The sequence below is a fragment of the Catenibacterium sp. CAG:290 genome, assembly GCF_000437715.1.
Lineage (GTDB): Bacteria > Bacillota_I > Bacilli_A > Erysipelotrichales > Coprobacillaceae > Catenibacterium > Catenibacterium mitsuoka_A.
In genome coordinates this window covers 40,979-53,697 of record NZ_FR898870.1, presented here as the reverse complement: position 1 = coordinate 53,697, position 12,719 = coordinate 40,979, and the positions used below count along the sequence as shown (strand labels likewise).

The following is a 12,719-nucleotide window of genomic DNA, read 5'->3' as shown; positions in this document are numbered from 1 at the left end:
AAAAGTATATTAATGAAATTGACACATTATCAAGACATTCTTTAGAAATAATACTAAAATGGTAGTATTTTCTTGTGAATTTTTGTATAATGTTTACGTTTAAGAAAGGAGGCGCCGTATGAAGGAAGGTATACGTAAAGAGTATAAAAAACAATATGATGCATCAACAAAGATGATTGACATTGTTGATGTTCCAGAATTCAATTTCATCATGATTGATGGAATCGGTAATCCTGAAGTAGAAGAGTTCCACTTAAAATCAAAAGCTCTTCGAATCATGTCAGCAGAAATTAGAGAGTATTTTAAACAAGAAAAGAATCTTGTTTATCTTATTTCACCGCTAGAAGGATTATGGGATACCTATGATAATTCAAAGTTTGACGTTACTCGTAAGAAGATGATTAAGTTCACTTTAATGATGGCACAACCAAAGCTTCTAGATCCGAATACATTTGAAATTATTAAACAGAAAGCTGCTAACAAGAAGGATAATCCTTACATTGTAGATATATATCTTAAGAGGATGACAGAAGGACATTGCGTACAGATGCTACATAAGGGTGCTTATAATACTGAAATCAATACAACTAAGCAGATTATGGAATTTATTACTATTCAAAATATGCGTTTAGAAGGATTCCATCATGAAGTCTACTTAAATGATTATGAAAAGACACCAAGTGAAAAACTGAAAACAATTGTTCGTTATGCGATTGCAGAAAATGTAGAAGGGGCTTTTTAGCTCCTTCTTTTTTAAGGAGAAAAATATGAAATATGTATCATGGAATGTGAATGGCATTCGTGCCTGTTTAAAGAAAGGTTTTTTAGAAAGCTTTAATTCATTGGATGCTGATATTTTTGCCTTACAGGAAACTAAGGCACAAAAGGATCAGATTGAATTAGATATCCCAGGTTATACACTTTATACTAATGATGCTTTGAAGAAGGGCTATAGTGGAACGGCTGTACTTACTCGAATAGAACCACTATCAGTATCTTATGGAATAGGAATAGAGGAACATGATCAGGAAGGAAGAGTCATTACATTAGAGTTTGAAGACTATTACTTTGTGACATGTTATACACCTAATTCTAAAAAAGAGCTTGCTAGAATCGATTATCGTATGGAATGGGAAGATGCCTTCCTTGCCTATTTAGATGCTCTTAATAAGCCTGTCATCCTTTGTGGTGACCTCAATGTGGCTCATAATGAAATAGATTTAAAGAACCCTTCATCCAATCATCATAATGCAGGTTTCTCTGATCAGGAACGTAATAAGATGACAGAACTTTTATCTCATGGCTATATTGATACATTCAGATATCTTTATCCAGATAAAAAGGATGCTTATACATGGTGGAGTTATATGTTTAAATCAAGAGAAAGAAATGCTGGATGGAGAATTGACTATTTTATTGTCTCTGATTCATTGAAAGAGAGAATAAAAGAGAGTTTAATATATAGTGACATACTTGGCAGTGATCACTGCCCAATCGGATTGGAGATGGAATAAAATGAAACTAATGATCATATCAGACATTCATGGTTCTTATAATGACCTAGAAAAAGTAATGCACTACTTTGATGAAGAGCAGCCAGACCGTTTAATCATCCTAGGTGATATTTTATATCATGGTCCTAGAAATGACTTACCAGAAGGTTATGCACCTAAAAAGTGTATTCCTTTATTAAACAAATATAAAGATAAGATCCTTGCAGTAAGAGGTAACTGTGATGCAGAAGTAGATCAGATGGTCTTAGACTTCCCTATGAGAAGTGATTCTGCATTACTTAATGTAGACGGTCATGATTTTTATATTACTCATGGACATTTATACAATAAAGACAATATGCCTTATTTAAAGAAGGGTGATGTATTCCTTTATGGACATTATCATGTTCCAGTATTTGAAGACCATGGCTTCTATACAGTGAATCCAAACTCTATTTCTTTACCAAAACAAGGTGTAAAGAGTTTCTTAGTTTATGAAAATGAAACATTCACACTTTATAATTTAGAACACAAAGAGATTTGGTGTAAAAAAATCACAAAATAAGAATTATACAGTGCATTCTTTTTAAAAGTATGGTATTTTTAGTAAGGAGGTGGTTTTGTGGCAAAGTATAGAGATATTGCAGATGCAATTAGAGAGAAGATTAAGTCGGGAGAATATACTTCGGGCCAGAAACTTCCTTACGAATACTTGTTATGTGTTAATTACCATTGTAATAAAGAAACAATGAAGAAGGCTTTGGAGATTCTAGTAAAAGAAGGTCTCATTATACGTCGCCGTGGAGCAGGTACATTTGTGAAAGAACTCAATGTATCTGAAAACAATGAAACTGTCCGTATGCGCAGTCTTTCTATGCGTTTTGAAGGACATGATGTAACTTCGGATATTAAAGTATTTGAGGTTATACCAAGTGATAAGAAAATAGCGGAAAAGCTACAGATAGATGAAGGAGACTTTGTTTATCATATTATTAGAAATCGTTCTGTTGATGGAAAGCCTTATTGTGTAGAAATTACATATATTCCACTATATCGTTTAGTTAACTTGAAAGCAGATGTCCTAAAGGATTCATTGTATAAATATGTAATCAATCAGTTACATATGACGGTTCAGAGTTGTCACTTAAAGATCACATCAGCACTGTCTACAATACTCGAACAGTCATTCTTAGGACTAGGTGAAGGTGAACCTTATATCCAGGAAGAACAGACAACATACCTTTCTAATGGCTCTGTATTTGAGTTGACATTCAATCGTCGACACTATGCAGACTTTGAATTCCAAACCGTCATTGTAGAACAATAACTAAGAGAACTATATGTTATGGTTCTCTTTTAATTTTACCATTTATTTACAAGTAGCAAAAACATGCGAAGAATATAACTGTATTAATGAATTTAAATTTTTATTTTATGAAAAAATAATTTAAAGTGTGTAGAATGAAAAATGTCTGAATTTCTCAATATAATTTCTATTTTTTAGATGCAAAAATATGGTCTTGTTAATAAAAACCATATTTTTTCTGATGTAACCGTTGACATTTTTATAAAGAACGATTATACTGTAAACTGTCGAAAAGATTTAGGGAGGAAAATTTCGTGATAATTAAAATTTAGGAAACCCCTAGTTATTTTAAATTACCATTAAACTCCCTCGCTTCATTAGTTATTTAAAATCTTTTTTACTACATTTGCGGGTGCAAATTCATAATCAAGGAATTCCATTTCAAAAACACCTTGACCTTGAGTCATAGAACGAAGATCAACTGCATAGTTCATCACTTCACTCATAGGTGCTTCTGCAATAATTTTAATTAATCCATCTTCAAATACATCAGAACCGATAACTCTCGCACGTAATGTATTTAAATGACTCATAATATCACCTGTAAACTCATCATTAATAATAACCTTCATCTTCATATATGGTTCAAGTAATGCAGGATCTGCCTTAGGCATCGCTTCCTTGAAGCACATAGATGTTGCAGTCTTAAAGGCCATTTCAGAAGAGTCAACAGAATGATAGGCACCATCAATAAGAGTTGCTTCAATACCTAATACTGGATAACCACCTAAGCATCCTGCTTTTACACTTTCAATAAGTCCCTTTTCAACTGCAGGGAAATAAGTACGAGGTACAGCACCACCAAATACTTCTTCCTTAAAAATATAAGGCTTATCATAATTGCGAGAAGGTTTGAAGGTAATTTCTACTTCACCAAACTGTCCATGACCACCAGACTGTTTCTTATATCTTGTTCTTTGAGTCACTTCCTTTTTGATTGTTTCACGATAAGGAATCTTGACATCTTCAAACTTTGCTTCTACCTTAAATCTTGCTTTTAATTTATTAAGCACTGTATCAAGATGAATATCACCAATACCAGATAAGCATTGTTGCTTTGTTTCTTCGTTATATTCATAAACTAAAGTAGGATCCTCTTCAAGTAATCTATTAATCGCATTCGCAATCTTTTCTTCATTACTCTTACCAAGAGGCACAATCGCTTTCTTATAATATGGTTTAGAATATTCTGTATCGGGAATAAGAATAGGAGAACGTGGATCACATAATGTGTCATTTGTATGACATGTTGCAGAACGTGTAAATGCACCAATTTCCCCTGCATGAAGTTTATCTACTTCAATCAAGTTTTTACCCATAGGCTGATAAATCTTCACAATCTTTTCATCTTCTTTTTCTTTTGGATTATAAAGAGTCATACCTGTATATAAAGTGCCACTTGTCACCTTAAAATAAGATGTCTTACCTACAAATGGGTCAGTAATTGTCTTGAAGACAAATAAGCTTGTAGGCGAATCTTCATTACATTCTAAGATCTTTTCATCATCTTTCTTTAAATCCTTTACAATAAGTGCATTCTTTGGATGATTGGCTGAATCAAAGAAAGCACACATAGAATTCAAGATAATACTAATACCAATACGATCAGTACCACAAAGTACAGGAATCAAACTACCATCAGTAACACCCTGTCTTAATGCATTAGAAATCTCTTCTTTTGTGAAAGGTTCTTCTTCTAAATATTTTTCAAGTAATTCATCACTTGTATTCGCCACGGCCTCATCAATCATTGCTTTGATTGGTAATACTTCATCCATCATATCTTCAGGAATAGGGGCCTCATGTGTCTGACCATTTTCAAACATACGTCCTTCCATCTTTGCAACATTGACATAACCAACCATCTTATTATTATCCATGATTGGTACCTGTATTGGGGCAATACCCTTACCATAAGTATCCTTTAACTGTTGAAGCTTTGTAGGATAATCACTATTTGGATTATCTAATCCATTAATATAGATGATCTTACCTTTATCTCTTGCCTTATACATTGCCTGTTTTGTACCTGCTGAAATACCAGCATAACTTGGACAAATAATTAAAGCAGATTCACAAACAGATAAAGCTGCTTCTGTTTCACCTACGAAGTCAAAAGTACCAGGAACATCTATTAAATTAATCTTACAGTTATCCCATTCAATCGGAATGATTGATAAATTAATAGAAGATTGACGTGCAATCTCCTCAGCACTATAGTCACTAATTGTATTACCACTTTGGATATTACCAATCTGACCAATTGTTCCAGCACGGTAAGCCATTGTTTCTACTATACTTGTCTTACCACATCCAGAATGTCCTAAAACAGCTACATTTCCAATTTCGTGCGCATGATAATCTCTCATAAACATCTACCACCTTTCTAATGCACTTCTATGTAATGTAAATCTATAAGAATATTTTATCATACATCATTTTAATAATGGGAAATAATCACTGTTTTAAAAAAGTTTTCCAAAATGAGGAGTGATTGGCTATAATTGAAATGAAAGTACATTGGTAAATAGATTATAAATGTATCATATTTACAAGATAATGATATGCGAAAAAGAGTTCTTTGTAACAATCGTGCTCGTGATAGCGCATCCATGGACTTACATTTCAGATTGTGTAAAATAGTACCTGTACAAGAGTTACGCCAACTCTTGAAAGGGAGGAAATTAAATGGACGCTTTTGCTGATAAGCTAGGACGTGTCGGTGCTTGGTGTGGTCAGAATAAGTACTTGAATGCAATCAAGAATGCATTCCAGAACTTCATGCCAGCTACAATCTCAGGTGCCGTTGGTGTTCTTTGGACAAACGTTTTAGTAAATGATTCAACAGGTTTAGGTGCTTTATGGTCTCCAATTATGGTTCTTAAAGTTCTTAACCCAATTTTTACTGCAATGCAGTATGCTACAATCTCATGTATTACTATTGGTATTACTATGTTACTTGCTTCTGAAATTGCTGAAGCAAATGGTGAAACTGGTGCTTTCCCAGCTGTATTAGGATTTATCTTATGGATGATGGTAACTCCAACTTCATTTGCTGCAAAAGATTTATCTGCTTCTTTCATTGATAAAGCTGGTAAATCTCATGGTTATACTTTAGGTGATTTCATTAATGTGACTGGTGAAGCTGCTAAACATAAAATTACAGCTGATAGCTTTACTTACAGCGGTATTTTATCTAACTACACTGCTGCAACTGGTTTATTCACAGGTTTAATTGTTGCAATCGTTGGTATGGAACTTTACAATATGTTCCGTAAGAATGATGCATTAAAGATCAAGATGCCAGAACAGGTTCCACCTGGAGTTGCTCGCGCATTCGAAGTATTAATCCCAACTTGCTTAACTGCAATCGTTGTTGGTGCTGTTGGGCTAGTATGTCAGTTAGCTACTGGTTCTGAATTAAACGCATTTATCTTTAATGTCGTTCAGAAACCATTACAGAGCTTAATTGGTAACAACATCTTTGCAGTTGCTATTCTTTATGTAATTATCTCATTATTCTGGTGCGTAGGTATTCATGGTAATAACATGGTTAGTGCTGTTAAGGAACCAATCTTCAGACCATTACTATATGCTAACACAGCTGCATTTACTGCAGGTGCTGCTCAGAAGGACATTCCATATGTAATGAACTTAACTATGTTACAGATGTTTGGTGAATTCGGTGGTTCTGGTGTTACTATCGGTTTAGTAATCGCAATTCTTATCTTCTCTAAACGTGAAGATAACAGAACTATCGCTGGTATCTCTGTCGTTCCAGGTTTATTCAACATCAACGAAACTATGACATTTGGTGTTCCTCTAGTATTGAACCCAATTCTAGATATTCCATTTATCTTAGCTCCAGTAGTTACACTTGTTGTAGGTTATCTATTAGTTTCTAGTGGATTCTGTCCTAAGATCGTACTTGAAGTACCTTGGACAATGCCACCAGTATTCTTAGGATTCTTATGTACAGGTGGTAAACTAATGGGTGCTGTATCACAGTTAATCGTTATCGCATTATCTGTTGTAATCTATACACCATTCTTGATTGCTTACGAAAAGTATCAGGCTAAACAGGCTGCTGAATAATTTATTTAAAATTTATAATTATAATATTTCGACAATGAGAAGAGAGCCTTGCCTCTCTTCTTTTTTATTGTAATAAAGGACTAAATATTGTATAATAGAAAAGAAAGTGAGGCCTTTTTTTTATGAAAGAATTCAAGGTAAAACCAAATCTAGCTGTAGGTATCTGGCTAGGTGCTTTAACTCTTGTTTGGATTTATGATATCGTCATGTTTGTATTAAAATCATTGGATCAGCAGTCATTTATTATTGTTTCAGTTTTCTTGGCTGCAATGTATCTTTATTTCTTAGGATGTCGTCCTTATAAATATATTGTCGATGGCAAAACTTTAATCTTAAAAAGAAGATTATTACCTCAAAAAGAAGTAGACTTAATGTCATGTGAAGTCATTTGTGATCCAGTATCAAGAATGGCTGACTTAGTCACTAGACCTCATGCTATTGAACTTTATACAGATTTAAAAAAGAGATATAGTACATTCCCAAAAGATAGATATGAATTTGTAGATGCAATTTGCGAATCTAATAAACGTATCCACTGTACAGTAGCGGATTATACTGACCAGCATCGTAAGATTGAAAAGAAAGAAAGACGCGAAAACAGAAGACGTAGAAAAATCAATAAGAGAAGCTAAAAGAAAAAAGAATGCGATATGCATTCTTTTTTTATATGGCCATCTTATAAGAGTTTGCGCCAAAGCGTCTGATATACTCTTCATGAGAGCCTGTTCTATTTAATTTTATTATAAGTGAACTTACTAGGTTCATGACTGATTGATCATCTGCATAAACACTATCACCCCAGATACCTTCAAAAATCTTGGTTGAAGTATAAGGTTGATAGGGATGAGACATCAACATTTTTAATAGTTTAAATTCATTTTTAGTTAGAGTAACTGAATGATCGTTTAATGAAACGGTCTTGGCAGTATCATCTAATATAATATCTTTAAAACGGTAGATCTTTCTAGGTCTTAAAACACCCATCTTATAGACGTCTTGAATTTTTCTTAATAAAGAAGTTAATGAGAAGGGTACTACAATGTAATCATCCGCACCGGCATCTAATAAATCTTCTAAGTAAGCTTCATTTAACATATCACTTATAACTATAGTAATAGCTTGTGAGTTACGTCTATTTTTTACTAGGAATTTATTAGTATTAATACCGGGGAATACATCTTCTAGAATAATGCAATCATAATTGTTGTTTGTATAAAGAGAATTGAATTCATCCAAAGTCTTTGCTTGATAACAAATAAAATGATCTTGATTGAGATAATTCTTAATGCGATTATTACGTTCACTATTATGATCTATGATCAATGTTTTCTGTTTTCCAAACATATTTTTCACCTCGCTACAATTATAATCTTTTCGGTATTAAATGACAAGTTGGCTAATATTTTTTAAAAAGTGAAAATTATTGAATTAGAGTAGTTAAAAGCCTACATTTTGTGATACTATGTGGGTGCAATAAGGAGTGAATGATAAAAATTATTGCACAGTGATAAAAAAGTATTGACACAAATATTTTTTATTGCTACAATCATACCCATAAAAAGGAGATGTAATCGTATGGAAATGAACAAACTTTTAGATGAATACGGTCGTTATACGTTCAACGACGAAACTATGAAGGAACGCATTCCTAAATCTACTTATAAAGCTTTCCATGAAGCTCTAGATAAGGGAGAACCTCTTTCAAAAGAAGTTGCGACTGTAATCGCAAATGCAATGAAGATCTGGGCTGTTGAAAATGGTGCTACACATTTCACTCACTGGTTTATGCCAATGACTGGTTTAACTGCAGAAAAGCATGATGCTTTCTTAGAACCAGATGGAAATGGTGGAGCAGTTCTTGAATTTAGTGGTAAGACATTAAGAAAAGGTGAACCTGATGCCTCTTCTTTCCCATCTGGTGGTATCCGTGCTACTTTCGAAGCACGTGGTTATACTGCATGGGATTGTACTTCTCCAGCCTTTGTAAAAGATGGTAGCTTATATATTCCTACATTATTCTGTTCTTATACTGGTGAAGCGCTTGATAAAAAGACTCCATTATTACGTGCTTGTGATGCTTTAAGTGCATCTGCTACTAACTTATTAAATAAGATTGGTTTAGAAGATGTTAGAAAAGTAACTGCATCAGTTGGTGCTGAACAGGAATATTTCCTAGTATTAGATGAATACTGGCAGAAGAGAATTGACTTAAAATTAACTGGTCGTACTCTTTATGGCGCAAGTGCTCCTAAGGGTCAGGAATTAGAAGATCACTACTTTGGTTCTATTAAACGTAAAGTAGGTGCCTTCATGAAGGATCTTGACAACGAATTATGGAAATATGGTATTCCTTCAAAGACTAAGCATAACGAAGTTGCTCCTGCACAGCATGAAGTTGCATGTGTATATACAGTAGCTAACGTAACAGCTGATAATAACGCATTAGTTATGCAGTTATCTCAGGATATTGCGAAGAAACATGGTTTAAGATGTTTATTACATGAAAAACCATTTGAAGGTGTTAACGGTTCTGGTAAGCATAACAACTGGTCATTATTAACTAATACTGGTATTAACTTATTTAGTCCTGGACCTGATCCAATTAACAATAAGCCTTTCTTAGCTACTCTTGCTTGTGCTATCAAGGGTGTTGATGAATATGCTGAATTATTGAGATTATCTGCTGCTTGTGCTGGTAATGACCACAGACTTGGTGCTAACGAAGCTCCACCTGCAATTGTTTCAGCATTCGTTGGTGATGACTTAAATAAAGTTATTAAAGCAATCATTGATGGTGAAGAATTAAATAAGACTACTGGTGAAAGATTCACTACTGGTGTATCAGTTATCCCAGATTTCTCTAAAGACTCAACAGACAGAAACAGAACATCTCCTTTTGCCTTCACAGGTAATAAATTTGAATTCCGTATGGTTGGTTCATCTCAGTCAGTTGCAGCAGTTAACACTATGTTAAATGCTATTATGGCTGAAGAATATGATCAGATGGCTGCTAAATTAGATGCAGGTGAATCATTAGATGATATCATTAGAGAATTCTTCAAGAATCATGAAAGAATCATCTTCAATGGTGATGGATATTCAGAAGAATGGAAAGAAGAAGCTGCAAGACGTGGATTACCTAACCACGCAAACTCTGTAGATGCATGCGCTTGCTTAAAGAAACCTGAAATCCGTGAAATGTTTGTAAAACATGGTGTATTCACTGAAGCTGAAATTGATTCACGTTATGACATCCAGTTAGACAACTATGCTAAGACAATCCGTGTTGAAGCTTTAACAGCATTATCAATGGCTAAGACTGAATTATATCCAGCATATGTAAAGGCATGTGGTACTTTAGCTAATGATGCAAAAGAAGTAGCTAAGGCTGGTGTAGACAATACATTCATGGTTGAAGACTTAAAGGTATTAACTTCTTTACTTTCAACTATGCGTGAACAGATGATTACATTAGAAGATGCTATCAATAAAGCTGAATCAACTGATTCTTCTACATTAGATACTGCAACTGCATGGAAGGATTTAGTTATCCCAGCTATGGATGCATTACGTGCAACTGCTGATAGCTTAGAAACTAAAGTAAGTGCTCAGCAGTATCCAATTCCAAACTATATCGATTTATTATTCGGTATTTAATAGAAACGGTCTGTAATGACCGTTTTTTTTATGGGCAAATAATGGTATAATGTGAGTATGAAATAGAGGTGATATAAATGGAATTTAGAGAATACAAGAACACAGATCTTCATGCAGTTATGGATTTATTTTATGTCACTGTTCATGAAGTCAATAAGAATGATTATAGTGAAGAACAATTAGATGCTATTGCACCTAAGGATGCTAATGAATATCATTGGGAAAAGTCTTTAGAGAAAAATCATACTATCGTGGTTGAGGAAGATGATAAGTTGATTGCATTCGGTAATATTGGCAAAACTGGATATTTGGATCGTTTATATGTTCATCCTGATTATTTAAGAAAAGGGATTGCATCTAAACTTGTAGAAGAGTTAGAAGAATATGCAAAAAAACATGGAAGTCATGTGATTAATGTGACTTCATCTATTACATCTAAAGCATTCTTTGAATCTAAAGGTTATGCAGTCATTGAAGAACAAATCAATGAAAGACGTGGAGAAAGACTTCTAAGATACTTAATGGAAAAGAAAATTTAAGATACTTTTAAAAAAAGTGTAGGATAAGCGAGAAAATGTGAAAATATTTTCTCTTTTTTCTATTCTTGAAAAGAATCATGATTTTTAAAATCTTCCGTTATAATGGTGTCAGAAAAAAAGAAAAGGAGACTCATAAATGTTAGACAACAAATTAAAAGCTTTTCCAAAAGATTTCTTATGGGGTGCATCTACTTCAGCTTATCAGGTAGAAGGTGCTAATTTATCAGATGGTAAAGGACCATCATGTCAGGATGTTAAAGAACTACCAGCAGGAACTGCATCTTTAGATGTATGTGCAGATCACTATCATCGTTATAAAGAAGATATCAAGTTAATGGCTGAAATGGGATTCAAGACATACCGTTTCTCAATCGCTTGGACTAGACTAATTCCTAATGGAACTGGTGAAGTAAACCAGGCAGGTATCGATCATTACAATGATGTGATTAATACATGTTTAGAATATAATATCGAACCATTAGTGACTATGTTCCACTTTGATATGCCTGATGCATTAGACAAGAGAGGTTCTTGGTCTAATCCTGAATCAGTAGACTGGTTCGTTAACTTCGCAAAGGTTATGTTTGAAAACTTCGGTGATAGAGTTAAATACTGGTTAACTATCAACGAACAGAATATGCTTACTTTAGTTGGTCCAATTATTGGTACATTAAGAATTCCTGAAGGTACTACAAATGTATTAAAAGAAGTATATCAGCAAAACCACCATATGTTAGTTGCTCAGGCTAAAGCTATGGTTTTATGTCATGAAATGCTTCCAAATGCTAAGATTGGTCCAGCTCCAAATATTTCTTATGTATATCCAGCAACTTGTAAGCCAGAAGATAATTTAGCAGCTCAGGAATACAATGCAATCAGAAACTGGTTATATTTAGATATGGCTGTTTATGGAAAATACAATAACTTAGTATGGACTTACTTAGAAGAAAATGATGCAACACCTACATTTGCTGAAGGTGATGAAGAAGCTATGAAGAATGCACATCCAGACTTCATTGGTTTCAACTACTATTCAACTGCAACTGTACAGAAAGCAGCAGCTGATGATGAATTAGATCCAGGTGCAGACCAGCAGTCAGCTCGTGGTGAAGCAGGTTACTATAAGGGATATGCAAATCCAAACCTTAAGAAGACTGAATTCGGTTGGGAAATTGACCCTGATGGTTTCTTAGCAACTATGAGAGAAATGTATTCTCGTTATCATTTACCAATGATTGTTACTGAAAATGGTTTAGGTGCATACGATACATTAGAAGATGGTCGTGTTCATGATAACTACAGAATTGCATACTTAAGAGCACATATCGAACAGTTACATAAGGCTGTTACTGAAAACATCGAAATGATGGGTTACTGCCCTTGGTCAGCAATCGACTTAGTATCAACTCATGAAGGTATCAGAAAGAGATATGGTTTTATCTATGTAGATACTACAGATGAAGAAGTAGGAACTCTTGATCGTTATAAGAAAGATTCATTCTACTGGTATAAGAAAGTCATCGCTACTAATGGTGAAGACTTATCAGACGACTTTGATGTTGAATAATA

General features: G+C 34.0%; 11 protein-coding genes. 9 read left to right on the top strand and 2 right to left on the bottom strand.

Going from position 1 to position 12,719, the window contains the following annotated elements; genetic code table 11:
- Window positions 1–118: 118 nt before the first annotated feature.
- From QVO42_RS10005 to QVO42_RS09990, 4 genes are read left to right on the top strand one after another with little or no spacing between them, the layout of a single operon-like run.
- The gene (locus QVO42_RS10005; protein ID WP_022425968.1) at window positions 119–742 is read left to right on the top strand and encodes a GyrI-like domain-containing protein; all 624 of its coding nucleotides are present in this window, start codon (window positions 119–121) and stop codon (window positions 740–742) included.
- Between the two features lie 25 nt (window positions 743–767).
- Complete coding sequence (locus QVO42_RS10000; RefSeq protein ID WP_022425967.1) at window positions 768–1,514, top strand: exodeoxyribonuclease III; 747 nt, start codon at window positions 768–770, stop codon at window positions 1,512–1,514.
- Between the two features lies 1 nt (window position 1,515).
- The gene (gene yfcE, locus QVO42_RS09995) at window positions 1,516–2,058 is read left to right on the top strand and encodes a phosphodiesterase (protein ID WP_022425966.1); all 543 of its coding nucleotides are present in this window, start codon (window positions 1,516–1,518) and stop codon (window positions 2,056–2,058) included.
- Between the two features lie 57 nt (window positions 2,059–2,115).
- Window positions 2,116–2,820 carry a GntR family transcriptional regulator gene (locus QVO42_RS09990; protein WP_022425965.1) on the top strand — a complete coding sequence of 235 codons (705 nt, stop codon included), beginning with the start codon at window positions 2,116–2,118 and terminating at the stop codon, window positions 2,818–2,820.
- 356 nt (window positions 2,821–3,176) lie between these two features.
- On the opposite strand, the gene QVO42_RS09985 is transcribed toward QVO42_RS09990, so the two are convergent.
- Window positions 3,177–5,228 (bottom strand): elongation factor G, encoded by a 2,052-nt coding sequence (locus QVO42_RS09985; RefSeq protein WP_022425964.1) that lies wholly within the window; start codon window positions 5,226–5,228, stop codon window positions 3,177–3,179.
- Between the two features lie 319 nt (window positions 5,229–5,547).
- Between QVO42_RS09985 and QVO42_RS09980 the strand changes: the two genes are divergently transcribed.
- Window positions 5,548–6,954, top strand: a complete 1,407-nt coding sequence (locus tag QVO42_RS09980) for a PTS sugar transporter subunit IIC (RefSeq protein ID WP_022425963.1) — start codon at window positions 5,548–5,550, stop codon at window positions 6,952–6,954.
- A 122-nt stretch (window positions 6,955–7,076) separates the two neighbouring features.
- Complete coding sequence (locus QVO42_RS09975; protein WP_022425962.1) at window positions 7,077–7,586, top strand: hypothetical protein; 510 nt, start codon at window positions 7,077–7,079, stop codon at window positions 7,584–7,586.
- A gap of 31 nt (window positions 7,587–7,617) precedes the next feature.
- Here QVO42_RS09975 and QVO42_RS09970 read toward each other — a convergent pair whose 3' ends face one another.
- The gene (locus tag QVO42_RS09970) at window positions 7,618–8,298 is read right to left on the bottom strand and encodes a response regulator transcription factor (protein WP_022425961.1); all 681 of its coding nucleotides are present in this window, start codon (window positions 8,296–8,298) and stop codon (window positions 7,618–7,620) included.
- A gap of 231 nt (window positions 8,299–8,529) precedes the next feature.
- Between QVO42_RS09970 and QVO42_RS09965 the strand changes: the two genes are divergently transcribed.
- The 3 genes from QVO42_RS09965 to QVO42_RS09955 all read left to right on the top strand — a co-directional run bounded on the left by QVO42_RS09965 (window position 8,530) and on the right by QVO42_RS09955 (window position 12,717).
- Window positions 8,530–10,611: a glutamine synthetase III family protein gene (locus QVO42_RS09965; RefSeq protein ID WP_022425960.1), complete on the top strand. Its 2,082-nt coding sequence runs from the start codon at window positions 8,530–8,532 to the stop codon at window positions 10,609–10,611.
- Window positions 10,612–10,688: 77 nt separating this feature from the next.
- Window positions 10,689–11,150, top strand: coding sequence for a GNAT family N-acetyltransferase (locus QVO42_RS09960; protein ID WP_022425959.1), 462 nt, complete (start codon window positions 10,689–10,691; stop codon window positions 11,148–11,150).
- A gap of 136 nt (window positions 11,151–11,286) precedes the next feature.
- Window positions 11,287–12,717, top strand: coding sequence for a glycoside hydrolase family 1 protein (locus tag QVO42_RS09955; RefSeq protein ID WP_022425958.1), 1,431 nt, complete (start codon window positions 11,287–11,289; stop codon window positions 12,715–12,717).
- Window positions 12,718–12,719 lie beyond the last annotated feature (2 nt).

Bases quoted from the DNA above. Each gene is read 5' to 3' on its own strand.
- QVO42_RS10005 (WP_022425968.1), top strand. From the start codon at position 119: ATGAAGGAAGGTATACGTAAAGAGTATAAAAAACAATATGATGCATCA.
- QVO42_RS10000 (WP_022425967.1), top strand. From the start codon at position 768: ATGAAATATGTATCATGGAATGTGAATGGCATTCGTGCCTGTTTAAAG.
- yfcE (WP_022425966.1), top strand. From the start codon at position 1,516: ATGAAACTAATGATCATATCAGACATTCATGGTTCTTATAATGACCTA.
- QVO42_RS09985 (WP_022425964.1), bottom strand. From the start codon at position 5,228: ATGAGAGATTATCATGCGCACGAAATTGGAAATGTAGCTGTTTTAGGA.
- QVO42_RS09980 (WP_022425963.1), top strand. From the start codon at position 5,548: ATGGACGCTTTTGCTGATAAGCTAGGACGTGTCGGTGCTTGGTGTGGT.
- QVO42_RS09975 (WP_022425962.1), top strand. From the start codon at position 7,077: ATGAAAGAATTCAAGGTAAAACCAAATCTAGCTGTAGGTATCTGGCTA.
- QVO42_RS09970 (WP_022425961.1), bottom strand. From the start codon at position 8,298: ATGTTTGGAAAACAGAAAACATTGATCATAGATCATAATAGTGAACGT.
- QVO42_RS09965 (WP_022425960.1), top strand. From the start codon at position 8,530: ATGGAAATGAACAAACTTTTAGATGAATACGGTCGTTATACGTTCAAC.
- QVO42_RS09960 (WP_022425959.1), top strand. From the start codon at position 10,689: ATGGAATTTAGAGAATACAAGAACACAGATCTTCATGCAGTTATGGAT.
- QVO42_RS09955 (WP_022425958.1), top strand. From the start codon at position 11,287: ATGTTAGACAACAAATTAAAAGCTTTTCCAAAAGATTTCTTATGGGGT.